A 24146-nucleotide genomic window follows, 5' to 3' on the forward strand; every position below is an offset into this window, starting at 1 on the left:
AATAATATCATGCAAACGGGACAATATGAAATCCTATTTTTTGAAGTTCATTAAAATCAAGGTTAGTAAGGATTGTATAACTCATTAAGCATATAAAAAGTAAAGATAGAAAACCAGAAGTCACTTTAACCGCAGAGGTGTTGGTAATTTGGAAAGTATTATTATCATCATTAATAAATCTAAAGCCCTAAGATCAAAAAAAATCAAACTTTTGGGATTGAAATAGAAATGCATTATTATTACTTCATATAGCCACACTAATGTCCATCATATTCTCTACAGCACTGAGAATTTCCATCATAAGTGATTCTATTTATTAACTCAAAAGAGTTGTTGAAAAAAATTTGTATTCAAGTGCAGAATTATATCGTAACAGAAGTTCAAAAGTTTCTTTGAAAATAATATTTAGTACCTCTCCCACCACTTCCGTTTCGAAGACAAAGGCTCAGTTTTATATATTAATTTTGAAAAGTGATTTTCTCAGGAATGAAGTTTGCATTAAACTGTTTTAAACAAATTTTGAAAGCTTATTCTTTCTTCTAAATTAAAAGGGACTTATAATACTAGAGGATAAACGCTAAAGATCTTTACAGTATGTACCTGTCTAATTTATTTATTTCGTAAAAAAGAATTCAAACCTGAAAATTTGGTAACAAATAAGAGTATTATAAATATTATAACTCGGGAGTAAAAACTCCAAATTCCTCCTTCAAAACCATATGCTCCACCATTTAAATACTCTAATGAGTGAAAATTAGTGACGAATATACTGTAATAAGCACTCCCACTCATTGGGATACCAAAGAAAATTTGAGTATAGTTCCAACCAAAATGTAAGCCAAAAGGTAACCATATCTCTTTTGTTTTTACAAAAGCATAAGAATAAATAATACCTCCAAGAAAATGAGAAATCAATGCGATTATTGTAATATAAGAATTCCCTAAATGTACCAATGAAAAGATTAGGCTTCCAACCAGAATTGCAAGCCAATTAAGCTTAAATGCTTTAATTAAAAAAGTTAGCAAAACGAATCGAAAGATAACTTCCTCAAAAAAACCAGTTGCTATTGAGCTTAAAAATGGATGAATCAATAATGATATATCCTTACAACCTATAGTATAAATTGAGGCAAGCCCCAGTAATTTTTGCAAGAAAATATTTACTAGAATCGAAGCAAATGCTATAAATGAGCCAGCTAAAAAAAAAAATAATTTAGACTTCACTGTAATCTTTGCTTTCTTATGTACGTTTAGAGTCTTTTCAATTTAAATAAAAATAACAGGAGTCTCCTTAATTTTAACCTACCATTTGAAAAGCTAAAATAAGGAGAATCCTGTTAGAAGTCAATTCCTGACTCGTTTTATAATATACCTGGTCTATAAGGCATTCCACTCTCAATACGACGTGCCTGATCGTCAGCATATGATTGGAAAGCATAGCCTAAAAACTTAAACACGGCTTCAGTTACACCATCTCCCCCATTAATTTCCATTAGATTTTCCTCATTAAGAGTAGTCAAATTCATATCGTTTAATATTTTCATTTTTTGATTATTTAAAATTTTATCTTGCAGCTTTTGCAGCTTCCATTCCTTCTTTAAATGCTTCTACGTTGGCATCCCAATCAGCAACTACATTATATGCAAAAGTAGCCACGGCTGCTTGCCAAAGCCAAGAATAGCCTCCATTTATTTCTTTACTGTGTTCAGTGCTTAAGGATTGAACACCGAAACTTTCTAAATTTTTCATTAAAATTATAGTTTTAAATTAATAGATTTGATAAACATTTTCTGCGCAGAATGTTATTTGTTATAAAAGTAAGGTTGGTCACCGCACAAACCTTGCAGCGAAAAACTTTTTCCAGAAAAATAAGAACCAGCAAAAATTTCTGTCAACTCATTATCACTAATTACAGCAACTGAAATATTTACTTTTAGATCAAAACTATTGCAATAGTAGTAAGTCTTACTTCTTCTACTATAGCAAATATCTGCCTGATAATCTTTAAGCTGCTCTATCAAATTATATACAAGCCTTTCACTCACATTCATCTTATTTGAAATTTCCTTTGGAGAGCCTGTATTTTCCATTTCAATCATTTCATGTAATTGCTGCAAGCGCTCTAAATTTTTGATCGTTTTCATAGGTTAATTATAAGAATTGTGGTTATACATTAGCCGGATTTACCCAGTCATCTACTTTATCATATAATAATTGATATAGAGTCCTTTTTGTAATTAAGAAGCGAGAGGTAAAAGTCATTCCTTTCTTTAGCTCACCTTTTACTCCATTTTTAAGCTTTAAATGTTTCTCCTCAATTTTACACCTAATTTTAAATAATGGGGTATTATCCATAAGCTCAATATCCTTATTAATTTCCAAAATTTCACCATGAGCTAAACCCCATTGATTATAGTTATACGCGTCAATTTGAAATATCACCTGGTTGGTTTTATCAATTAAACCAATATCAGATGGAGATATATAACATTCAGCAATTAAGTCTGAAGAAGGTGAAATCTCAGCTAACTGTGTACCTTGGGATATAAAGCTTCCTTGCGATAAATATCGAGTATTCATCAAAGTACCAGTTACTGGAGCTGTAATAAAATACTGCGATTTATTTTGAAGAAGTTGCTTGGTATTACTTTGAATATCTTCTAACTTGTCATTATAACTTATTAATTGTGATTGCCACTTATTTTTTTGCTGACTTTTTAAAGTCTGTATATTACTCTTAGTTAGATTATACTCAGATTCTATATTTTCGAACTCAGAAGCTGCGATAACTCCCTTATTAAATAGTGTTTTATGACGTATAAACTTTTTCTCTAAACGATCAAGTTTCGTTTGAGCTTCTATAAGTAATTGTTCATATTCCAGAAAATCTGACCGATATTTATTAGATGAAATTCGAGAAAGAATCGGATTATTATAGGCTAAAAGATATCTCAGATCTTTTTGGTATTCTTTAATCTCTACTATTTGATCTCGAGAAAAACTGAGTTGTTCATCAATAATTGTACTTTCAATAAAAAGAAGGGTATCCCCTTTTTTTACAGTCTTATTATTCTCAATATTAGAATAGACAACTCTACCCGAGTTGATTGAACTGACACTACTTCTTTCTAAATTTGGTTTTATAATTCCTTGGCTGGAAGTATAAACATCAACTTTTATAAAAGGTAAGGAAACCAGACCACCAATTATTAAAAGAAGTAATAAACTATAAATTATTTTACTCTTTACAGTATGCCTGAATTTAAAAACCTCAGCAGTATTCTCTATAATTTCTTTCGGAAAAATTTTCACAAGTACCGGGATTTAGATTGATTCAACCTCTTTTTTGTAAGTTTAAACCTTAAAAAAAGGTTAAAAAGCTGATCGCAATCTAAAAAAACACAACACATCTTAAGCTTGATAAAACCACGTTATTAATGTGGTTTTACCACATTTAACAAATGAGTGAATCAAGTAAATAACGGTATACTTTGGTTTTGAGGGAGATATGTTTGTATTAATTTTTTTAGTATAGCTTTTAAAATGCGAGGCGATATATAACCACTCTTCCTAGCTTTTTCAAGCAATGCTTCATCTCCTCCTTGTTTAACGTACATAATCTCCTTTAGTCTTCTTTTTCGATCTTCTACCGCCCTTAGGGAAAGAGGAACATCAAGGGGATATATCTTTGGTTTTGGTACTTAAAATGCATATTTGCTTGCCAAAACTTATTTTAGAGATATACTTAGAATTGACAATATATTTATGGTGAATTCGTACGAAGTTTTCTGACAAGGCATCTTCGAAAGTTTTGAGGGTTTTAAAGGCACTTATACGCCTGTTATCGCACAAAACGAAATCAGTAGTGTTATTATCAGCTTCAAGATAAATGATATCATTAGTTTTTATTAAAGTGTAATCTTTATATGATTTCAAACAAATAGTCTTCTCCGAATTTTCCCGCTCCTTATTTAATAAAATTCCTAAAGCCGTTTTTCGCAATTCAGCTTCCTCTCCAGGTTTCAATAGAAAGTCATAAAATTTATTCTTTATAGCCATATATGCTTTTAGCATCTCTACAGAAAGTGCTACAAAAAGAATTTCTTTTCCGCTAAATTCCTGAACTTCTTTACAAAATGAATAGGGACTTCCATTGCAACATTGTTGATCAACATTTATAAATAAAATATCAGGATGATATTTTAGAATGGGGTTCATTGATTTCTCGAAACTTTCACTTAAACCGACACAGTGGTAATCATCGTACTCTCCAAATACTTCTTGGATCATACGTATCATATTCTTATCAGATTCTATTATATAGTAAGAAAGCAATCAGAAAGTTTTTTACAAAACTAGTCCTCACTTAGAAATGTTTACCTTGGTTTTATACCATAAATTATGTGGTTTTACCACATAATTTATTTAACCGTTCAATTGTAGTTCAGAGGCAATAATCCAATTCATTGATAGAATAGTTCTGCTAACAATAAATTGACTTCAAAATTTGTTAACTTTTAAATTCAGCTCATAATGTACACTTCGTCCACCTCCTTGAGGTTTCAAGATACCTTTAGAAGTCATATCCTGTAAATCTCGGGTGGCGGTGGCTTTTGAAGTTTTGGTTATTGATATATATTTCTTTGCAGTCATTCCTCCTTCAAAACCTTCAACACCTTTTTCGAACATTTTTAAGATCACTTTTAACTGGCGATCATTTAAATTCTCCCGATGTTGATCCAGAAATTTTGCTTTTTTTAGAATAAATCGAATAAATGCTTTAGCATTTTTCTGGGCGGTCAAGATAGTCTTACAGAAATAAACAATCCAATCCGTGATATTCAGAGAGCGCTGAGCCATTTTTAAGGCTTGGTAATACTCTGCTTTATTTTGTTCGATTGCAGTGGATATACTTAATACTAATACTCTACCTAAAGATTCCGAAAGACATTTATCAGCTATGGCTCTACCTATACGTCCATTTCCATCTTCAAAAGGATGTATCGTTTCAAAATACAAATGAGCGATAGCTGTTTTAATCAATGAACTTCTAATATCACTATTTTCAATATCAAATTCCTTGTACCAATGTATGAACTGTTTCATCTCCATAGGAACACGATGAGATGGAGGAGCTTCGTAATGAATTTCTTCTCTCCCGTATCTCCCTGATACTATAAGCATGGGTTCCTCTCCAGATTGATAAGTCCCTGCCTGATTATACCTGGATCTGCTAAATAACATCGCATGCCATCCCTTAATTAATCGCTCGCTTAGAGGTTCGGAAAAGTTTTCTCTTACCTCCACCATTAATTCTGCAATTCCCCTGGCATTGATATCTCTAATAGTAGCACCATCTTCAATACCCAATCGATTTTTGATCGATGACATTACATCCTGACGAATGTAATATTCCCCTTCAATCGCTGAAGTTTTAATGGCCTCATCGATCATAAATTGTATAATCGCATCTTGTCTAAAGTCAGAAGGCAGGCTATCTATAATCCCTTTGACTTCACCCGTCTCTGAAGCGAATTCAATCACAATATCATCGATAGCTTTCGACTTATAGTCAAAAGAAGGCCAATTTTCAAGTTGCCAGTTATACATATGAGCCAAATAAACACATTATTCGAATCAAATATATAGGTTTTTTTGAGCCGAATAATCAGAATAATCGGCTCATACTTCTTTATAAGCAATTGAAATCGATGAAGAACTTTAAACACATTACTATTAAAACCACACTATAATGTGATTTTTAAGAGAAAATTGAATAAGCTCTTCGAAAAAACTAAAAATACCACACTATAATGTGATTTTTTATGTATTTTTATATTGATCAGCAATAACTGGATTGATATCCATTATAAAGTGTGAAAAAAAGGGTATGAAGGAAAATAAAGAAAATTTTTCAAGTAATATGACAGCAATAAAAGACATTGGGCAAGCTTTACAAGAGCGACGTCATCATATGCATATTACCCAAAAACAATTAGCAGATATGGCGGATATTGGGATCAATACCCTTTATAAGATTGAAACGGGCCAGGCTAATCCTACAATTGAAAGTTTACAAAAAATAGCAGATGTTCTAGGTATGGAAATAAGTCTTCAGATCAAGAAAATATAAATCTTAAATGAGAAAGGCAAGGGTATTATACAAAGGCAAAGAGGCAGGAATTTTAACACAACAAGATAATGGTGATTTTAGCTTTCATTATCTCGATAGCTGGTTAGCCGATCCTGCAAATCCGTCCATAAGTCTGACCTTACCACGCACCCAGGAAGAATATCACGCAGAGCATTTATTTCCTTTTTTTTATCATATGCTTCCTGAAGGAGCAAATCGGCAAATGGTATGTACTATGAACCGTTTAGATTCTGATGATTACTTTGGAATCCTGCTAAATACTGCGAGATATGATACCGTAGGAGCCGTCACTATTCATAAAATAACAGCAGAATAATGAAAATTAATCATTGTCCAGGAACCCTGGCACCAGGATATCATACCTACAGCAGGAACTGTTTAAAACGTGTATTTGATGGACGTAAAGTTTCTCATATACTTCCATATGAAGCACCAAATTCCGATCAACCTAGTGATCAATTATTTCAGGATAATCAAAAGAGAATTTCAATATCTGGCGTGCAGGAGAAGTTTTCCGTACTCTTAGAAAAAAATAAATTAAGACTAATTCATGAGGAAGAACAAGGTACTTATATTTTAAAACCCATCCCGATGCATGGGAAAAAACGTGATCAAATGCCAGCAAATGAACACCTGACGATGCAAATTGCCCGGCAGGTATATGGTATTGAGACCGCAGAGAATGCGCTTATATTTTTTAAAAATGAAGCTCCGGCTTATATCACCAGGCGTTTTGATATAAATGCCGATGGTTCAAAAAAAGCAAAAGAAGATTTTGCGACCCTTGCTGGCAAAACACCACAAACTCATGGAGAGCATTATAAATATGAAGGCCATTATCTAGAGCTCTTTGACCTAATGAAAAAATTTTTACCCGCATATCGAGTTGAAGTTCCAAAACTCTTTAAGCTGTTAGTTTTCAATTATCTGTTTTCAAATGGAGACGCTCATTTAAAAAACTTTGCTGTTTTGGAAACACCATTGGGCGATCACCGCTTAAGTCCAGCCTATGATTTACTCAATACACGAATACATGTAGAGGATAGTGACTTTGCATTAGAAGATGGGCTGTTACCCAAACATTTAGCACAAACAACTACAGCCAATCAATTTAAAATACTAGCGCAGCAAGTAGAGCTCACAGATAAGCAATTTCATACGATCACGGAAGAGATGCTCAAAAATTCAGACAAGGTTATTACTTTCACCAAATCATCTCTTCTATCTGAAGCTACGCAAAGAAACTATATTCAAGATTACCAATATAGATTAAAGCAATTACAAAAAATTTACACATAAGAGAAAAACACACCATTATAAAAACTGGTAGTAATGCTGAACTTCATTATAGACCTAACCTCAAATAATAAGGAATGCTTATAAAAAAGAATGGCTTTAATTACTTCTCTTTCCACTTATTTCACTCTTATCATTTATTATTAGCCTCAAACTTGTTCATCTATGGAACACTGCTTTAAAGTTTCACCAGTTTTATTTCAACCGCCAAAAAATTTAAAAAATAAAAAAGTGTCAGTTTTGGATTTTTTTTTTAGTTTTTGCTTCTACCGTACTTCTTTCTTCAAAGTTAGAGCAATAGTGATTTTGAATAATATCTATTTAAAAGCACAGTACCGCTACTTGTCCACTGCCTGTTCATATATGAGACATGTTTAAAAAGGTTTATGTATTGTTTATTATTAACGTTTAATAAAAGAGACCAATTTTTGAACAGCAGCTGTCCAGAATTTGATCATTCCCTGTTCAATTTTTGATCAGCAAGGGTATCAAATCTGAACATGTTCACAACTGAGCCTATTTTTGGGCTACTAGAGGGATGGTATTGGAGATACCCCCAATGTTTAAGCTCTCGAACTAACTTATGATACGTTGTCCGGGAGCGTATTTTAGCCAATCCCCTTACCTGCTGACTATTGATCATCAAATTCCGGGGAAAATGCTTTTGATTCCACAGCTCAAAAAAGGCCAGGTATAAGCTACGATGTGATACGCCGATGCGATCATCTTTTGCAAATCTCCGAAGCACGGCATTAAGATGTCTTATATAATTTACCTCACTCATTTCTTTTGAATTTCTGTGGTAATAATCGTCTTCACTTCCCGGTATATTTTCTGAAAATTCGATTCCAATTCTTCCTGACTTACTTCATGTTTAGGAGTAGGCAGTTCTTTTGACCATTGGGGAGCTGCGAATTTCACTTTTCGATCTTTGCCATCTGAGAAGGTCACAAACTGTCCCGGTTTCAATCGAAAGAAAAGATCTGCCCTGATTTTAGCCACTTCACGTTCACTTTTGGTAGTTCGGGTATCAAAATTCAGATTATCACTTTTACTCACGCTAATACTCTTACGCTTTACAATCTCAAAGAAACTTTCGTAGTATTTCGCGGTTTCCGGATCATTCACCTTTCCGAAAAATTGGTAAGACAGATTACTCAGAATAGCTTTTCCTGCCTCCCTACCGTAGAGGATATCATTCTGGATCTTATCCTGGATCACATAAACGGTCGAAATATTATAGCTTCTTAGGGTGGCGGGAATACGTTGCATATTCAACAGCCGGATCGTAGAAGCCTCTTCCACAAGAATAAAAGATCCCAGGCGATCATGCACACTCATTTGTTTGGTGATACTATGAATAACGGTGGCGATGATGGGCGAATAGGCCGATTCAAATTTTGGATTATTCACTACGGAGATCACTCCCGGATTTTCTGCATTATTAATATCCAGGGGAATTTCATCTTCAGAAAGCACCATAAAGATCCGTTGGGTACTAATCTTTTTAAAAGCATTAGAAAGGGTACTTTTTACCGCTGCGGTCTGGCTTTCCGGCTCTACCCCATTAATAAAGGCATTGGCCATCGCCTTTGATGTAAAATTAGAACTCAACAATTCTATCAGTTCATAGGTGGTACATTGTTGGAATATGGCAATCATATGAGGAAGGGTACAATAATGAGGATAATCGGTTTTTAGTTTCCAGATCAGCCCTCCGATGATTCCTTCCGCAGCATCATTAAAAAACTTGGAACTGCCTGAATAACCACTTTCTTTTTTCTCCAATAAATTTTCCAGAAGCACCCTTGAAATCTCATTGACGCTTTCTTCATCCAGCATATACCGCGGAGCAATAGGATTCACTTTATGAAATACCCGATCAAAAGAAATCAGGTAAAAAGGGAGCTTACTTTCTTTAAATAAAGGATAGGCAATTCTGGAGAGTTCAAAATTTTTATAGTCATGGATAATTCCACTAAAGCTATGACGGCTAAAATGTTTAAGAAATTGCGCCACCACACTTTCAGTCTTTCCACTTCCAGCCGCACCGATAATGGACACCCCGCGACGAATATCTTTTAATTTCATGGAACCAGAAGAAAGAGGCATCCGAAAAGCATATTGTTTTTCCGGTTTTCCTGTCCCAACCTGGAATAATAATTCATATAGGAGTGCATTTATGATCATTAGGGGCATTACTATACGCGAGCCCACCAGCACTAGCATATCAAAATCAAAACCTTTTGAAAAGCTAATTAATAACAGGGTAAAAATATAGCCGAGATTAATCGCATTTCCCCATGGCGTATTTTTAAGCGAGAAGTAGAAGATAATCGCTGATCCAGCGATAAAAAAAATAAGGATATATAAATTAACAACCATAACAGATAGGTTTTAATAGCCGATAGAACTAGCTTTTATACCGGCTTCGATTATTTTTTTAAGTTGTTTATATGCAAACCCCACTTTACTTTGGGGCAGATGCAAAGCAGGCAATTGCATTCCTGCTTGTCGGATCATTTTAAAGGCAATTTTTTTCTCGTTAAGCCTGAGACGCCTTAAGGACAAAAAGTATTGTTTAGGATTTTTACTCAGTAGTTTTCGCGCTGAGTAGCTTTCCACATAATTTCGATTGTACTTAAACATCTTATCAAAAGCCATTTCCGAATGCTGAAAAAACCGATCCCGTTCAAATCCCCGTTTCACCAATTTCCCATGCATCTTTACTTCGGAAGCCTTATACTTACTCCCCGGAGACAAGCTATAGGAGTTGGAGGCATCTTTACGACTTACGATAATATGGATATGGCTTTGCAGGCCTTCCTTTTTCATTCCCGGTTCCACCATCTGTCCCCTAATCTTATAGGGAGCCTCCCGGATCAGCTTTTGAATCTCATTCTCAATTTTTTGAGTATTTCCGGAAATCTCTCCGCGTGCTACTTTTCGAAGCTCATTTTTAAGATGTGCTATTTGTTTTGCATAGGGTTTATTCTCCCGAATGGCAATATCATTAGTCTTGTAAGATCGTTCCTGTTCAATTTTCGCGAAATACTTAATATCATCAATAGAAACCGGGCGACCGTTTATTTCCCGATGAAAAGAACTCGCATATTCTTTCATGGCTTCCCGAACAAAAGCTTTAAGTTTTTCAGGATTGCTGTGAATATGTTGTAATTCATAACGGCTGGGATTAATAGTAATCGAATAATATTTAGGCTCTTTCAACTTTAGTTTATCTGTATTCCCATCAATCTCTTTAATCACCTGGAAAGGTTTGATCCCATCCTCGTGCTGATTAAAGAAAAACTCTTTTTCCGATAGATCTTTTCCCTGGTTTTCTTTTTCCAGATAGTTCACAAAATCCCCTGCACTTTGAGAAAAAGCGCCACCAAGTTTTTGAGGGGAGATGGTGATATACATATCAAAAGCTTCTTAAGATTTCCGTTTAATGGCTATTTTAAATTGTTCAAATTCCGTTCTGGGGATATTTAATTTCAGATAATCCGCTCCAAAGGCGTTGCCTTTAATTTCCACTTGTTGAAGCAGGTATTCCAAATCTTTCTGGGTGGCTTTTAAGGCCTCCTGCAACCGGGAGATTTCCAATTCCAATTGTTCCCGGCTTTGCTCACCCGTTGCAGTTTTTTTATTTTTTTCTTTGATTGATGCTGCTGGTAAGTTGCGACCTTCCAATAATAATTCCAGCATCAGGAATCCCGGTTTTGTTTGGGTCTTTTCAATATTTTTCAGGATAGCGATCACCGCATCAATTCTTTTCTTGATAAGTTGTTCAAGGCTCACTTTGGAGGGCACTAGAGTTTCAAAAGGCGAGAGGTTATTTTTCTCAAAAAAGTCTAGGATCAAATCCAAAGTTTGGGACTGATTCGAGTTATTTTTCTTTGAAAACTCCCGAAACCTATTCGCGGTATGAGCTTTCACTTGAAGTCTGGATTTTGCGGTCATGGCTACTCTTTTTAGTTTTAGTGGCTATCCTCTTCCTGTATTTTCGGGGGTTTTAAGAGTATTGTATCCATTGGGGTGGCTACTTTTCTGCTTTAAAATTTTCCAACACACCGAAAAACGGGCTTTTGACGCCTAATAAATCGAACAACACCGTGAAACGTGTTACCCTCTTGCTATTCGATTTCGTCCCGAACACGGGACAAAATTTTCATACGTATTGGTTTGCACCAAGCGCATTCTTGGAATAGCATTGAAAAATTCCCCGGCCAATTATGATCCGGGGAATACAAAAAAAGTGAAAGTCAAATCTGAAGATTAATGCTGCCGACAAAAAAACAGGATATCAACACTTTAATTTACAAAATATATAAATTCATATAACATGAATTCAACATTTGATTTACTATGAATTGGTGCTATTTGTAGTAAAATCAGGGAAATCTGAGAAATTCAAAAAATTACGGCGGCAGATTTTCAGTGTTCAGCAAGCAATACCCGATCAAAATTGAACATCAATTCAAGAATTTCAATTCATCAAAATACCTCAAAAAGATCAATTGTTTTTTCAAAAAGATTTACTCTTATGTCCAGTACCTTTTACTTTTTTAATGCACCATCTTTTATAACATCCTAATTGATAAAATTTAAAAAGTGAAGGCTTCTGAAGTGCAAGATCTTTTCCAAAGGACTATCAAAATTTCCTATGAAGATCGGATATCTATAAGAAGTAGAATTTTGATCAAGCGGACGTCATCAAAAAATTTCTAATGCAATGTAGCCTTTCGATTTTTCATCGGGGAGCGCAATGGAGGTCTAAATTTCTTCGATGGGGTCCAAGTTTTTTATAGTGAAGCGCTTTTCCCGAAATGAAGCTTTTGCGAAATGTAGTGGGAATGTGCTGCCCCCCTCCAGGTTTATTGTTTTTAATAGATCCGGCATAATAACTAGAAACTTAGTTATTTTAATAGTAAATCTTACGCTTATAAAAACTAAAATTTTAGTTTTGTTGCACCTAATCATTATTTCGTTAATTTGTATTAGCCTACAAAAATGGAATAATTCAAAAAGGGAGCTTTACGGCTCCCTTTATTTTTCTTAAGTAATTTAGTATTATAAAATTCCTTCATCCGCAAAACTCAGGTAATTTCCTTCGCTGTTAATGATCAGGTGATCCAGTAGTTTAATATCCAGAAAATCACAAGCTTTTTGAATTTTGGAGGTCAGTTTTTTATCGACCTGACTGGCCTGTAATTTCCCGGAGGGGTGATTATGGCAAACAATAATCGCGGTGGAAAGACTTTTCAGAATTAGTGCAAACATAATTCGTATATCTACTAAGGTCGCGTTAATTCCCCCGGTGGAGATCTGACAAATCCCTTTAACGATATTAGAATTATTAAGGAGCATTACTTTAAAAGATTCCTGTAGTTGAATTTCATTTTTATCCCAATTCGAATAGTAAATATTCGCTGCATCCTGGCAGCAGGTAATTTTGGGACAGTTAGAAATTGTTATCCGGTCTTTGTAACATAGTTTTATTTCGTTAACTTTCATAATGATAAGTTTTAATATTAGGGGTGTACATTCTGGTTAGGATACACCCCTTTTTTAATGATATTGATTAAATTTATAGATCTAAGCTTTAGGCTTAAGATTATCTCTCATAAAACAAGGATTAGAAAGACTTCTTGTCCTTGTTTTTCTAAGCCTTTTATTAATCCTTACTACCTAAGAGTAGAATTTCACTGACTAAAATTTCGGTCACATAGCGTTTATTACCTTCCTTATCTTCGTAGGATCTGGAAATCAGTTTCCCCTCGATAGCAATTTCCTTTCCTTTTGGCACATAGTTTTCGATAAGCTCGGCCTGTTTATTCCAAGCAACAAGGCTATGCCATTGGGTATCCTGAACGGATTCCCCTTTTTGGTTTCTGTAATGGTCATTGGTAGCAAGACTTAAACGCGCCACTTTTTTGGAGGATTCAAGATTGGTAATTTCAGGAGTGTTTCCCACATTTCCGATGAACTGAACTTTGTTTCTAATAGTACTCATAATAAAAAGATTTAGGAGTCTACCCCAAGGCAGACGGTTACACATAAATTGAACTAGTTTGAAAAAAATGATTTACTTATTATATCCGGAAGCGTTTTTCTTTCTTTTGATTTTTTAGTTTTCTTTCCGAATAGATATGTAGCTGTTGATTTCATATTGAACTTTTTTGATTTACTTCCCATAGTGCCGTATAGCTGTTATCTTTTTTTGATGCTTACACGATTCAATATTTTGGATTGATAAGTACTTATAAAAGCGAGTGTAGTGAGCGGCTTATGCAGTGCGGTTCAACTCCAAAATATTGGTGTTTTGCAACCCAAAAAAAGAACGCTAAGGGCAACTGAAGTGAATTAAAAACCGGGTAGGAAGAAACAGTAACATAGACGGAAGTGAAATTAAATGGAATTGAAGCATTCCTATATTAAATCTCATTACATAATACTAAAATTCTAATCCTGTAAGAATCATCGAAAAAACAGAGATAAGACCGTAAAGAATTGATAATAAAATAAATACTTATCTTTAGAGAAGCACCTCCACTTTTTATAACACTGTAGTCTTAGTCATTGGGTATGGAACTCACTTTCCTTCTTATCATTTTTATGGTCTTTTTCGTAGGTTCTGACTTTGTCATGAATGTGGCCATTCCAAGAATGAAAGGAAATTATGGAGAAAGAAGAGTTGCCGCAAAACTTCGAAGACTTCATAAAAGGGATTATATTGTGCTAAACAATATTCTTCTACAAACTGGGGATAGCAGTTCCCAAATAGACCATATCGTTATTTGTTCTTCAGGTATTTTTGTCATTGAAACAAAACATTATAAAGGTTGGATTCACGGACATCAAAAATCTGATTATTGGAGCCAGACCATTTTCAAGCATCATACCAAGTTTAAAAATCCCATTCGACAAAATTGGACTCATGTATTTGCTTTAAAAAAGTTTCATCCGAACTTTCAGAAACTAAAATACTATCCTATTGTTGTTTTTTCTGGACGTGCCCGTTTGAGAAATGTAACGTCAGAACTGCCTGTATTATATCGGTGGCAACTTATACGATACATTAGAACAGAAAATAATCAGAATCGATTATCACCAGACCAAAGGCTATGGATCGCAGAAACCATTAAATCCAAAAATTTAAAAAGAAGAAAAGATCGGAAAAATCATAACCGCAAGGTTAAAAGGGGGATTAAAGACCGTAAAATCAAGGCACATTTAAACATCTGTCCAAGGTGTCAAGGTGATTTATTGTTAAAAGAAGGGCGCTATGGTAACTTCTACGGGTGTTCTAATTACCCCAACTGCACTTACACCAAAAGCCTTAGATCGTAGTTGATTTTCAATGACCAAGCCTAAATATTTCTGTTCATCATAATTCCAGTTGTCTTCATCCTTCATACCTCAATGCCTAAAAAAAGGGAAGGTTTTTGTTGTATATGCTGCCTGCATTTAGTGAGTGCCATTGAGACCTCACCTTACGGGTGTACAAGCACCCTCATTTTTAATTTTAATCCACGATAAGTTCAATTCCGGCTTTTTCGGCCTTGTATTTTATTTTGGTCATCAGCTCATAATAATTCCAATTCCTTAAAACAAATCCGTCTTCTTTGGCGATTTCCATTTTATCTTCCTGATTTAATAAAATAAGTGTCCCGGCTTCATGTTTAATACAAAAATCAATAAGCTTTCGGCTGTATACATGCAAGCGGTTACTAACATAGTTTTTTTCTTTTTCGTGAAATCTCTCTACTGCTTTTGTTTTGCGTTTACGACCTTTTCCTGATCTACAATAGGCAGTAGCATTTTGCGCCCTTTTTAAAGCAGCCTGTATGGCTAGTCTTCTATATAAAAACTCTTCCCGACTGCCGATACTAAGTGTTGCTTTTCTGGATTTTACTATAATAGGATGTTCAAGGGATAAGGAAGCTTCTGCAATGACTTCTGGTTTTAGGTTATGCTTTTCTTTCGCGACTTCAAATACGGCCAACCAATAAATTTTTCCTTTATTCAACTGAATTTTAGAAGTACATAGCTTTATGTTTCCGGCTACTACCTGTTCCAGCAAGCTTCGTTTATCAGTATAATCCTTTCCTAAATAGGTTTTAAAAGGGATGGAAAATAGACGAAAGCAAAATGCTTTTTTTTCTTTTTTATAGGATAATCCATGAATACCTATCGTTCCAAATGGAAAAGGAATATCCCTTCTAAAATTTGCAAGCGAGCGCTCTCCCCTCCTATATTGTACCAAGTTTTTACTAAAATTATTCATGATATTATAATTCATATTGGCTAAAATGTTGGTTGGGACCTCACCTTTAAAACGATCAGATACCACCCGGTAGGTACAATTGCTCTTTGAACGATTGAGTATGCCGTCTTCAGCTTTTTTTTCATCCACCAGCCTATATCTTATACCTTCCGATAAATAAAAAAAGTCCTTAATCATTTCCTGAATATACTGGTGGGTAACAATAAGGTTACCCGCCCTATAGCTTCGGTTTTGCCAACGGTATAGGGTATCAAGAGCCTCTTTTCTTTCTTCTTTGTTAGGCGCATCCACCAGTAGCTGGATCTTTCGGGTGAGTTTTATAGTTTCTTTTCCCATGATTAAGCAGATTGTTGTTGTTTATGTTTGCTTTGTAAAAGCTTATAAGCAGTCATAAATTCCTTGTGGACTTCCTTTTGGGATAGTTGCAATTCTTCTGCAATAGCCGCAAAAGAATAGTGCATTTCATTCCGTAGCTGTAAGACTTTTTCTTGTTCCCTGGTTATTCTAGTATTTTTCTTTACTTGAATTTGATCAGGTTTTGAACCCAAATTGCTCCCTTGGTGAATAATCTTTTTAATATCGTCAATCGCTCTTTTTACCTCATTGCTGGTATAGGTAGTGCTTGTTCCCATAAGCTCAGCAATATTTTTATACTGAAAACCGTATTTTAAGCAGAGTTCAATTAGATATCTTCTTTCCGGCCTGAGTAAAGGAAAAACACACTTTATTCGGTCAAGAGCTTTTTGGTTGGCTTCCTGATCTTTTAGATGCTCATCTTCTGACTCCGGGTCATAGCCATGTATATATTCCTGGTAGTTCTCGTAATTATCCAAGCTGTTGATGTTCCGGTGAAAATTATTCCTGGGTCGGATATAGTAATAGCTACAATCCCGTTTCATCACATGAAGAAGGAAGTAGAGCATATGTTTAGGATCTTCTATATGATCTCTTTTCTCCCATAATTTTAGGAACGTATCCTGAAGAATGCTCTCAATAACAAATTCATCCTTAATTAACTGCTTCCCCATCCAAAAGAGCTTATGCTGATATCGGGCATAAATAAACTCCATGGCATCAGGATGCCCTTCTTTTAAAAGTTTAAACTCACGTTCCATAGCCAACAGTTTTTAATGTTGGATGGGATTTTCGAATAGGTACTGTACTAATAAATAGTAAGAGTATAGCGGTGTGGAGTATAGTTTTCATAATTTGCTGTGGTTTTGGTTGTCTTTAATTAGTTTATGAAACCATAGGCCTTCCCGAAAAAGCCGTTAAACTTAGGGAAAGGCTTATGCTTGAGGGAAGGCTTTCTGGCTTCTAGCCTAGACTAAATGGCTAATTCATTAAACGGTGGTTTGTTTCTTCTTATAGGTTTGGTTTTAAATCTCAAAGAATTTTACATGATAAATTCAATTATGAAATTATGGTTTAACGTAAAAGGCTGTACTTGTAGTTGTTGGATAAAGATATAAATAATTTCTTTTTTGTTGTAATATACACCAACAATATTTTTGATTTTTTTACTCATCTTAGGTGTAGAAAGGGCTAAGATGCAAAACGAGAAAGATAAAGTTGATTTTTTAATCCAATTTGGTTCTAATTTTGGTAAAATTAGAAAAATGAAAAACTTAAGTTTTAGGGCTCTTTCCCAAAAATGTGATTTAGACTACGCTGATCTTAATAAAATTGAGAAAGGAAAAAGGAATATTACTCTTACTACTATAGCTGAACTAGCAAGAGGACTCAATGTACATCCTAAAGAATTATTCGATTTTGATTTCACGCCTTAATTATGGCATAAAAATTATTGAATAATATTAAAGCAATCTTGAGTAACAATTTTAAAATCCCGCCTACCCCTTCATCTAAAAATCAAAATCTCCTTCTAGTTCTTAAAATATAACTGCTATAAAAAAGGTGACAAAAATGAATCTGCCACCTTGAATGTTTTCACAACGGAATAATCCTTATTGTGAATTGCTTTCAGAATTATAAACCAAATATACAAAACTTTTCTAAAGGCATTTATGGGAAACCGTAATCCAACTAAAAATTTTATTGTTAAATTTAAAATGTTAAAAAATTAAGAGAATGAAAAGAATTCTTGGATTGGATTTGGGTACGAACTCCATTGGCTGGGCATTGGTAAATGAAGCAGAAAACGAAAAAGAAATTTCAAAAATCATAAAGCTTGGGGTACGCGTTAATCCCTTGACAATTGATGAAAAAACCAATTTTGAAAAAGGTCGCCCGTTATCAACCAATGCAGACCGGACATTAAAACGAGGAGCTCGCCGTAATTTGCAACGCTATAAATTAAGAAGAGAAAATCTTATTGAAATTCTAATAGATAATCACATTATTACTAAAGAGACGCCGCTTACCGAAATAGGAAAAGGCACAACATACCAAACACTCTCTTTAAGAGCTAAGGCTGTAAGAGAGCGAATTGATTTAGAAGATTTTGCAAAAGTCCTTTTAGCCATCAATAAAAAAAGGGGGTATAAAAGTAGTAGAAAGGCTAGTAATGATGAAGAAGGACAAGCAATTGATGGAATGGCAATAGCAAAAGAACTCTACGAGCGAGGTATTACACCAGGACAATACGTTCTTGAATTGCTTGAAAATGATAGAAAATATATCCCGGATTTTTATCGCTCAGATTTAAAACAAGAATTCAATAAGATTTGGAACAATCAAAAAACATTTTACCCTGAAATTTTAACGGATGAATTATTTAAAGAATTAGATGGCAAAAATAAATCTCAAACTTGGGCGATTTGCCAAAAACCTTTTAATATAAAGGGAATCAAGCGTATTACAAAAGGAAGAGAAAAAACTATCGAAAACTATCATTGGAGAGTAAAAGGATTGTCGGGTAAGTTAAATTTAGAAAAACTAGCCATTATCTTACAAGAAATCAACAACGATATAAATCAATCAAGTGGTTATTTAGGGGGTATTTCAGATAAAAGTAAAAAGCTATACCTTAATAAAGAAACTGTAGGAGAATTCCTTTATAAACAAATAGCAAAAAATCCGCACACCTCACTCAAAAATCAGGTTTTCTATCGTCATGACTATTTAGATGAATTTGAACAAATTTGGAAAACCCAATCAAATTTCAATGCCAATTTAACAGATGAATTAAAACAAGAAATAAGAGATGTTATTATTTTCTATCAACGCAAAATAAAATCTCAAAAATCACTGATAAGCTTCTGCCAGTTTGAAAGTTGGGAACAAGAATATTTTGATAAAGAAACAGGGAAAACTAAAACAAGAACCGTGGGTAGACGTGTTATCCCTAAATCTTCACCCCTATTTCAAGAATTCAAGATATGGCAGAATCTAAATCATTTAGTATTTACAAATAGTGAAACCGATGAAAAGATTGAAATTAAAGAAGTGGAACAAGAAATACGAAAAGAACTTTTCGAGGAACTGAATCTACGGGGAGACTTAAACCCAAATGATCTCCTTAAAATCTTAAGATCTCAATTCAAAATTGGTAAGCTAAGTAATTGGAAATGCAATTTTGAAAAGATTGAAGGGAATAGAACAAATGCGGCACTTTTCAATATCTATCAAAAAATATCAGATTTTGAAGGCTATGGAATTGATTGGAATAAATCAAACGCAAAAAAAATTAGAAAGGAATTAAAAGCTACTTTTCCCGAAATAGGAATAGATGCTTCTATTTTAGAATTTGATGCTTACAAAAAACAACTTACCAACCAATCCAGCTATGAATTGTGGCATTTATTATATTCGGCTGAAGAAGATTTTAAAATTTCCGAACAGGATAAATTAATATACGGAAATTCTAGTGTTTCATTAAAGAAAAAGCTTCACCTAAAGTTTGGCTTCAATCCAGAATATGCAAAAATGCTGGCTAATTTATCTCTGATGTCGGACTACGGAAACTTATCTGCTAAGGCCATTAAAAAAATTCTCCCTTATTTAGAAGATGGTCATCTATATTCTGAAGCTTGTAGGTTAGCCGGTTATAATCATTCTAAAAGTTTGACAGCAGAAGAGTTAGAAAAATTTGAGCCAAAAGCTAAACTCGATTTACTTAAAAAGAATAGTCTTCGCAATCCTGTTGTCGAGAAAATTTTAAACCAAATGGTGAACGTCGTAAATCAAGTTATTGATACCTATGGAAAACCAGATGGCGTTAGGATAGAATTAGCTAGAGAATTGAAAAAATCAGCAAAAGAAAGAGCTGAAATGACTAAAGGGATTGCAGATGGTACTAGAAGAAATGAGGAAATCAAAAAGATCATAACTCAAAAATTTGGAATCCCAAATCCTACGAAGTCAGATTTAGTACGTTATCGACTATGGCAGGAACTAGAATCTAGAGGGTATAAAGACATATTTACCGACAAATATATAAGCCCAGATAAAATATTTTCAAGCGAAATAGATATAGAGCATATCATTCCAAAAGCATTGCTTTTTGATGACTCATTTTCAAATAAAACATTATCCTTTAGGAATGTTAACCTAAAAAAAGCAAACCGTACTGCTTTAGACTTTATCACACAAGATTATCAGTCAAATGTAGAAGCATACAAAGAACGTGTGGAAACTTGGAATAAGGATAACCATATTTCAAAAGGCAAGAGAAATAAACTACTAATGTCTCTCAAAGATATTCCTGATGGATTTATAGAGCGTGATCTAAGAAATAGCCAATATATAGCCCGCAAAGCGAAAAGGATGCTTTATGAAGTATTCCCAAATGAAGTTTTAGCTACTTCTGGAAGTATTACCGATAAGTTAAGAAGTGACTGGGATTTAATCAATGTAATGAAAGAGTTGAACCTGCCCAAATATAAAGCACTGGGGTTAACGGAATATGAAGAACGGCTTGATAAGGGAACGGAAGAACTATTTAAACACGAAGTAATAAAAGATTGGACAAAACGTAATGACCACAGGCATCACGCTATGGATGCATTAGCAGTTGCTTTCACCACACATAATCATATTCAATATATAAATAACCTCAATGCCAGAAAGGATATTACTCAGGACAATCATCCTATTATAAAAAATATTGAAAATCTTATTACAGAGGTAAATTCAAAAGGAAAACGTGTTTTCAAAGCACCTATGAGTAGTTTTCGTGAAAGCGCAAAAGAACAAATTGAAGCTATACTAGTAAGTTTTAAAAATAAAAATAAGGTTGTAACTAAAAATATAAACCAAACTAAAAAAGAAGGAGGATTTAATTACCAAAATGCCAAAACTCCCAGAGGTCAATTGCACAAAGAGACCATATATGGAAAGTCAAAACAACCACTAGAAAAACCTGTAAAAATAAATAATAGGTTTTGCAAGAAGCAGGTAGGTTTAATAATTAATTTTAAAGAGCAAGAAGCTGTATTGCACCACCTTAAAAAATACGATAATAACGAAAAAATAGCCTTTAGCAATAAAACCCTTAAAAGTGATCCTATCCAAGTTAATGGAAGTCCTCTTAGAGAAGTGAAGATTTTTGAAGAGATCTTCACGATTCGTAAAGATATAAATCCAGATAATTTTAAAACTCAAAAACATCTAGATAAAATTATTGATAAAGGCATTAAAGAGGTAATGAAGAAGCGTTTAGAAGAATACAATGGTGACTTTAAAACAGCTTTTTCAGATTTAGATAAAAATCCTATTTGGTTAAATCAATCTAAAGGCATAACCATCAAAAGAGCTACAATTTCAGGAGTTACCAATGCAGAACCTTTACATCAAGCCAAAGATCATTTAGGAAATATAATTTTGGACGATAACGGAAAAGAAATTCCTATTGATTATGTAAGTACAGGTAATAATCATCATGTAGCCATTTATCAAGATGAGAGTGGTAATCTTCAAGAAGAAGTAGTTTCTTTTTATGAGGCTGTTATACGTAAAAATCAAGACCAGCCAATTATAAAAAAACGGCATCCAAAAGGGTGGAAATTTTTGTTCACGATGAAGCAAAACGAAATGTTTGTTTTTTCTTCAGAAAATTTTAATCCGAGTGAGATTGATCTATTGGATGAAAAAAATGCTGCTATTATAAGCCCTAACTTATTTAGGGTTCAAAAAATTGCAACAAAAAATTATATGTTTAGGCATCACCTAGAAACAGAGGTCACCAATAATTTAGATTTTACGTATAGACATTTCCAAGCAACCGAATGGCTAAGAAATTTGTGTAAAGTTAGAATAGATCATATTGGCAGAATTGTACAAATAGGAGAATATTAAAAAGTAATGATTAAACGCACGTTGTTTTTCGGTAATCCGGCTTATTTAAGTACCAAAAATGAGCAATTAGTAGTTAATTTTCCTGAAGAGGAAAAGCAAGAAAAAACAATCCCTATTGAAGATTTGGGCTTTGTAGTATTAGAAAATCAACAAATTACCCTAACCAGTGGTTTGCTAATGAAGCTTGTGCAAAATAAAACGGCCGTCATCACCTGCGATAAACAACACCTGCCCTGCTCTTTGTTACAACCCTTAGTAGGGCATACCGAACAAACAGTGCGCTACCGGCATCAATTGGATGCCAGCATTCCCCTAAAAAAACAATTGTGGCAACAAACAGTAGCTTCAAAAATTAGCAATCAAGCTGCCCATTTAAAGTTTTTAGGCAAATACAGTCTAAAACTGGAACGCTGGAGTAAAGAGGTAAAAAGCGGAGATACCCAAAATCACGAAGCCATTGCTGCTGCCCATTATTTTCAGAATCTTTTCGATATTAAAGGTTTTAGCCGAAATCAAAAAGGCATTCCTCCTAACAATCTATTAAACTATGGTTATGCTATTTTAAGGGCTGTTGCAGCAAGAGCACTGGTAGCTAGCGGTATGCTTCCTTCGATTGGGATTTTTCATCATAACAAATACAATCCGTTTTCTTTAGCTGATGATGTTATGGAACCTTATCGCCCTTACGTAGATCTTATGGTCAATCAGATCGTAAACACCGGAGCAAATCTTGAAGAATTAAATACGAATATTAAATCTGAGCTTTTAACAATACCTGCTATGGATGTGAGTATCGATGGCAAAAAAAGTCCGTTAATGAATGCGATGAGCCGTACTACTAATAGTTTATACGAATGTTTTTATGGAAGTAGCCGGAAAATATTATACCCCGAGTTCGGTTAGCCGTAGCGGTGGCTGAGTGATTGTGACGAAGGAACAATTGTATCGAAGCCATAGCAGATGAAAAAGCGAAGTTAATGATAAAAGGATATACCTATATTTTATGTTGCAATGATGGAAGTTACTATACTGGTAGTACCAAAGATCTTGAAAAAAGATTAAGTGAGCATAATAATGGAACGGGAGCTAATTATACGGCTAAACGGTTACCGGTTACTTTACTTTATTACGAAGAATATAGCAGAATTGATCAGGCATTTTACAGAGAGAAACAACTACAAGGTTGGAGCAGAAAGAAAAAGGAAGCCTTAATGAGTGGAGCAAGCGAATTGTTACCGGGATTAGCAAAAAAGATTTACATAAAGAAAAATAGTTAACCGGCCGGACACTTCGATACGTTTGCTCAATGCAAACACTCCGTGACCTACATAGCAGCGGCGGCTGAGTGATTGCGACAAAGGAGCAATTATATCGAAGCCAAAGCGAAACCGGACACTTCGATACGATTTTTTCAAAATCACTCAGTGACCTAAGATAGAGTGGCGACTGAGTGAAATTCGGTAGAATCGAAGCCAAAGCGGATTTAAATAAATAATAAATAAACTAAAAACGATGCTTGAAAGCCGTTTTTCCAGATTAAACCAATATCGATGTATGTGGGTTCTTGTTTTTTTTGATCTACCAACTGAAACTCGTAGTGAACGTAAAGCAGCTACACGTTTTAGGAAACAATTATTGGATGATGGCTTTGGGATGTTTCAATTTTCTATTTATTCCAGGTTCTGCGCCAGTCGGGAAAATGCCGCGGTACATATAAAAAGAACAAAAAACAATCTTCCAAAAAAAGGAAAAGTCGCAGTAATGCAGATTACCGATAAACAGTTTGGAATGATAGAACTTTTTCATGGTCAGAAAGAAACTCTTCCAGAGATTCCGGACCAGCAATTAGAACTTTTTTAAATGCTAGGATTCATATTGCTAGAATTTAACCTTATTTAAAAAGATAAAAGACCTGCTTTTTTTAATTCTAAAAAAGCATTTAAAACACAGGATACCAGGTTTTTAAACCTGGTATCCTGTGAATCCAGTACTAAAAGTACAATTCTGAAAGCAATTCACAACCACTAATTTCCGCCAATTCACACAACATCGCCTGTGAATCCAGTACTAAAAGTACAATTCTGAAAGCAATTCACAACTATACCGCCCATTACGGAATCTAATAACATCCTGTGAATCCAGTACTAA

General features: G+C 34.3%; 23 protein-coding genes and 1 CRISPR repeat array (1 of these 24 only partly in view). Of the genes, 9 read left to right on the forward strand and 14 right to left on the reverse strand.

Translation table 11 applies throughout. From position 1 onward, the window contains the following. Window positions 1-609: 609 nt before the first annotated feature. From ZPR_RS20815 to ZPR_RS20845, 7 genes are all read right to left on the reverse strand, one after another. On the reverse strand, window positions 610-1224 hold the full coding sequence (locus ZPR_RS20815; RefSeq protein WP_013073762.1) for a CPBP family intramembrane glutamic endopeptidase: 615 nt from the start codon (window positions 1222-1224) through the stop codon (window positions 610-612). A gap of 137 nt (window positions 1225-1361) precedes the next feature. After that, on the reverse strand, window positions 1362-1526 hold the full coding sequence (locus ZPR_RS23535) for a hypothetical protein (protein ID WP_187288247.1): 165 nt from the start codon (window positions 1524-1526) through the stop codon (window positions 1362-1364). A 37-nt stretch (window positions 1527-1563) separates the two neighbouring features. Further along, the gene (locus ZPR_RS20825) at window positions 1564-1749 is read right to left on the reverse strand and encodes a hypothetical protein (protein ID WP_013073764.1); all 186 of its coding nucleotides are present in this window, start codon (window positions 1747-1749) and stop codon (window positions 1564-1566) included. A gap of 53 nt (window positions 1750-1802) precedes the next feature. Continuing rightward, the gene (locus ZPR_RS20830; protein ID WP_013073765.1) at window positions 1803-2144 is read right to left on the reverse strand and encodes a helix-turn-helix domain-containing protein; all 342 of its coding nucleotides are present in this window, start codon (window positions 2142-2144) and stop codon (window positions 1803-1805) included. 22 nt (window positions 2145-2166) lie between these two features. Further along, window positions 2167-3312: an HlyD family secretion protein gene (locus ZPR_RS20835; protein ID WP_013073766.1), complete on the reverse strand. Its 1146-nt coding sequence runs from the start codon at window positions 3310-3312 to the stop codon at window positions 2167-2169. 360 nt (window positions 3313-3672) lie between these two features. Next, window positions 3673-4290 (reverse strand): LytR/AlgR family response regulator transcription factor, encoded by a 618-nt coding sequence (locus ZPR_RS20840; RefSeq protein ID WP_187288248.1) that lies wholly within the window; start codon window positions 4288-4290, stop codon window positions 3673-3675. 210 nt (window positions 4291-4500) lie between these two features. After that, window positions 4501-5610 (reverse strand): Fic family protein, encoded by a 1110-nt coding sequence (locus tag ZPR_RS20845; protein ID WP_013073768.1) that lies wholly within the window; start codon window positions 5608-5610, stop codon window positions 4501-4503. Window positions 5611-5890: 280 nt separating this feature from the next. On the opposite strand from ZPR_RS20845, the gene ZPR_RS20850 reads away from it, so the two are divergent. Genes ZPR_RS20850 through ZPR_RS20860 form a run of 3 tightly spaced genes read left to right on the forward strand, consistent with a single transcriptional unit; the run spans window position 5891 to window position 7453 of the window. Then, a complete protein-coding gene (locus tag ZPR_RS20850) occupies window positions 5891-6133 on the forward strand; it encodes a helix-turn-helix domain-containing protein (RefSeq protein ID WP_013073769.1) in 243 nt (80 codons plus the stop codon). A 7-nt stretch (window positions 6134-6140) separates the two neighbouring features. Continuing rightward, window positions 6141-6470 (forward strand): HipA N-terminal domain-containing protein, encoded by a 330-nt coding sequence (locus tag ZPR_RS20855; RefSeq protein ID WP_013073770.1) that lies wholly within the window; start codon window positions 6141-6143, stop codon window positions 6468-6470. Beyond that, window positions 6470-7453: a type II toxin-antitoxin system HipA family toxin gene (locus tag ZPR_RS20860; RefSeq protein ID WP_013073771.1), complete on the forward strand. Its 984-nt coding sequence runs from the start codon at window positions 6470-6472 to the stop codon at window positions 7451-7453. Before ZPR_RS20855 ends, ZPR_RS20860 begins: the two co-directional genes overlap by 1 nt. Before the next feature lie 777 nt (window positions 7454-8230). Here ZPR_RS20860 and ZPR_RS20870 read toward each other — a convergent pair. The 5 genes from ZPR_RS20870 to ZPR_RS20895 form a co-directional block, all read right to left on the reverse strand. Further along, window positions 8231-9835 (reverse strand): type IV secretory system conjugative DNA transfer family protein, encoded by a 1605-nt coding sequence (locus tag ZPR_RS20870; protein ID WP_013073774.1) that lies wholly within the window; start codon window positions 9833-9835, stop codon window positions 8231-8233. Window positions 9836-9847: 12 nt separating this feature from the next. Beyond that, a complete protein-coding gene (gene mobB / locus ZPR_RS20875; protein WP_013073775.1) occupies window positions 9848-10873 on the reverse strand; it encodes a MobB family relaxase in 1026 nt (341 codons plus the stop codon). 12 nt (window positions 10874-10885) lie between these two features. Further along, window positions 10886-11413: a BfmA/BtgA family mobilization protein gene (locus ZPR_RS22740; RefSeq protein WP_013073776.1), complete on the reverse strand. Its 528-nt coding sequence runs from the start codon at window positions 11411-11413 to the stop codon at window positions 10886-10888. 1110 nt (window positions 11414-12523) lie between these two features. After that, entirely contained in the window at window positions 12524-12967 is a 444-nt protein-coding gene (locus tag ZPR_RS20890; RefSeq protein ID WP_013073778.1) for a JAB domain-containing protein, read from the reverse strand. A 160-nt stretch (window positions 12968-13127) separates the two neighbouring features. Beyond that, window positions 13128-13466, reverse strand: coding sequence for a single-stranded DNA-binding protein (locus ZPR_RS20895; protein ID WP_041579300.1), 339 nt, complete (start codon window positions 13464-13466; stop codon window positions 13128-13130). Between the two features lie 572 nt (window positions 13467-14038). On the opposite strand from ZPR_RS20895, the gene ZPR_RS20900 reads away from it, so the two are divergent. Next, complete coding sequence (locus ZPR_RS20900; RefSeq protein ID WP_013073780.1) at window positions 14039-14803, forward strand: NERD domain-containing protein; 765 nt, start codon at window positions 14039-14041, stop codon at window positions 14801-14803. A gap of 175 nt (window positions 14804-14978) precedes the next feature. Here the strand turns inward: ZPR_RS20900 and ZPR_RS20905 are convergent, their stop codons facing one another. Further along, window positions 14979-16076 carry a transposase gene (locus ZPR_RS20905; RefSeq protein ID WP_013073781.1) on the reverse strand — a complete coding sequence of 366 codons (1098 nt, stop codon included), beginning with the start codon at window positions 16074-16076 and terminating at the stop codon, window positions 14979-14981. Between the two features lie 2 nt (window positions 16077-16078). Next, window positions 16079-16855 (reverse strand): RNA polymerase sigma factor, encoded by a 777-nt coding sequence (locus ZPR_RS20910; RefSeq protein WP_013073782.1) that lies wholly within the window; start codon window positions 16853-16855, stop codon window positions 16079-16081. A 435-nt stretch (window positions 16856-17290) separates the two neighbouring features. Here ZPR_RS20910 and ZPR_RS20915 point away from each other — a divergent pair, with 435 nt between their 5' ends. From ZPR_RS20915 to cas2, 5 genes are all read left to right on the forward strand, one after another. Beyond that, window positions 17291-17530: a helix-turn-helix domain-containing protein gene (locus tag ZPR_RS20915; protein ID WP_013073783.1), complete on the forward strand. Its 240-nt coding sequence runs from the start codon at window positions 17291-17293 to the stop codon at window positions 17528-17530. Between the two features lie 301 nt (window positions 17531-17831). Continuing rightward, window positions 17832-21998: a type II CRISPR RNA-guided endonuclease Cas9 gene (cas9, locus tag ZPR_RS20920; RefSeq protein WP_013073784.1), complete on the forward strand. Its 4167-nt coding sequence runs from the start codon at window positions 17832-17834 to the stop codon at window positions 21996-21998. A 6-nt stretch (window positions 21999-22004) separates the two neighbouring features. Beyond that, complete coding sequence (gene cas1, locus ZPR_RS20925; RefSeq protein ID WP_013073785.1) at window positions 22005-22901, forward strand: type II CRISPR-associated endonuclease Cas1; 897 nt, start codon at window positions 22005-22007, stop codon at window positions 22899-22901. 74 nt (window positions 22902-22975) lie between these two features. Beyond that, window positions 22976-23275 carry a GIY-YIG nuclease family protein gene (locus tag ZPR_RS20930; protein WP_013073786.1) on the forward strand — a complete coding sequence of 100 codons (300 nt, stop codon included), beginning with the start codon at window positions 22976-22978 and terminating at the stop codon, window positions 23273-23275. A gap of 277 nt (window positions 23276-23552) precedes the next feature. Further along, the gene (gene cas2, locus ZPR_RS20935; protein WP_233421330.1) at window positions 23553-23858 is read left to right on the forward strand and encodes a CRISPR-associated endonuclease Cas2; all 306 of its coding nucleotides are present in this window, start codon (window positions 23553-23555) and stop codon (window positions 23856-23858) included. Window positions 23859-23973: 115 nt separating this feature from the next. Beyond that, a CRISPR array of direct repeats spans window positions 23974-24146; the repeat unit is 47 nt; unit sequence CCTGTGAATCCAGTACTAAAAGTACAATTCTGAAAGCAATTCACAAC; it runs 1942 nt beyond the window's last position.

Origin of the sequence: Zunongwangia profunda SM-A87 (genome assembly GCF_000023465.1) — a bacterium.
Taxonomy (GTDB): Bacteria; Bacteroidota; Bacteroidia; order Flavobacteriales; family Flavobacteriaceae; genus Zunongwangia; species Zunongwangia profunda.

What these genes read in the sequence shown, in the direction of transcription:
- ZPR_RS23535 (WP_187288247.1), bottom strand. Translation starts at nt 1,526, where the DNA reads ATGAATTTGACTACTCTTAATGAGGAAAATCTAATGGAAATTAATGGG.
- ZPR_RS20825 (WP_013073764.1), bottom strand. Translation starts at nt 1,749, where the DNA reads ATGAAAAATTTAGAAAGTTTCGGTGTTCAATCCTTAAGCACTGAACAC.
- ZPR_RS20830 (WP_013073765.1), bottom strand. Translation starts at nt 2,144, where the DNA reads ATGAAAACGATCAAAAATTTAGAGCGCTTGCAGCAATTACATGAAATG.
- ZPR_RS20840 (WP_187288248.1), bottom strand. Translation starts at nt 4,290, where the DNA reads ATGATCCAAGAAGTATTTGGAGAGTACGATGATTACCACTGTGTCGGT.
- ZPR_RS20845 (WP_013073768.1), bottom strand. Translation starts at nt 5,610, where the DNA reads ATGTATAACTGGCAACTTGAAAATTGGCCTTCTTTTGACTATAAGTCG.
- ZPR_RS20850 (WP_013073769.1), top strand. Translation starts at nt 5,891, where the DNA reads ATGAAGGAAAATAAAGAAAATTTTTCAAGTAATATGACAGCAATAAAA.
- ZPR_RS20855 (WP_013073770.1), top strand. Translation starts at nt 6,141, where the DNA reads ATGAGAAAGGCAAGGGTATTATACAAAGGCAAAGAGGCAGGAATTTTA.
- ZPR_RS20860 (WP_013073771.1), top strand. Translation starts at nt 6,470, where the DNA reads ATGAAAATTAATCATTGTCCAGGAACCCTGGCACCAGGATATCATACC.
- ZPR_RS20870 (WP_013073774.1), bottom strand. Translation starts at nt 9,835, where the DNA reads ATGGTTGTTAATTTATATATCCTTATTTTTTTTATCGCTGGATCAGCG.
- mobB (WP_013073775.1), bottom strand. Translation starts at nt 10,873, where the DNA reads ATGTATATCACCATCTCCCCTCAAAAACTTGGTGGCGCTTTTTCTCAA.
- ZPR_RS22740 (WP_013073776.1), bottom strand. Translation starts at nt 11,413, where the DNA reads ATGACCGCAAAATCCAGACTTCAAGTGAAAGCTCATACCGCGAATAGG.
- ZPR_RS20890 (WP_013073778.1), bottom strand. Translation starts at nt 12,967, where the DNA reads ATGAAAGTTAACGAAATAAAACTATGTTACAAAGACCGGATAACAATT.
- ZPR_RS20895 (WP_041579300.1), bottom strand. Translation starts at nt 13,466, where the DNA reads ATGAGTACTATTAGAAACAAAGTTCAGTTCATCGGAAATGTGGGAAAC.
- ZPR_RS20900 (WP_013073780.1), top strand. Translation starts at nt 14,039, where the DNA reads ATGGAACTCACTTTCCTTCTTATCATTTTTATGGTCTTTTTCGTAGGT.
- ZPR_RS20905 (WP_013073781.1), bottom strand. Translation starts at nt 16,076, where the DNA reads ATGGGAAAAGAAACTATAAAACTCACCCGAAAGATCCAGCTACTGGTG.
- ZPR_RS20910 (WP_013073782.1), bottom strand. Translation starts at nt 16,855, where the DNA reads ATGGAACGTGAGTTTAAACTTTTAAAAGAAGGGCATCCTGATGCCATG.
- ZPR_RS20915 (WP_013073783.1), top strand. Translation starts at nt 17,291, where the DNA reads ATGCAAAACGAGAAAGATAAAGTTGATTTTTTAATCCAATTTGGTTCT.
- cas9 (WP_013073784.1), top strand. Translation starts at nt 17,832, where the DNA reads ATGAAAAGAATTCTTGGATTGGATTTGGGTACGAACTCCATTGGCTGG.
- cas1 (WP_013073785.1), top strand. Translation starts at nt 22,005, where the DNA reads ATGATTAAACGCACGTTGTTTTTCGGTAATCCGGCTTATTTAAGTACC.
- ZPR_RS20930 (WP_013073786.1), top strand. Translation starts at nt 22,976, where the DNA reads ATGATAAAAGGATATACCTATATTTTATGTTGCAATGATGGAAGTTAC.
- cas2 (WP_233421330.1), top strand. Translation starts at nt 23,553, where the DNA reads ATGTGGGTTCTTGTTTTTTTTGATCTACCAACTGAAACTCGTAGTGAA.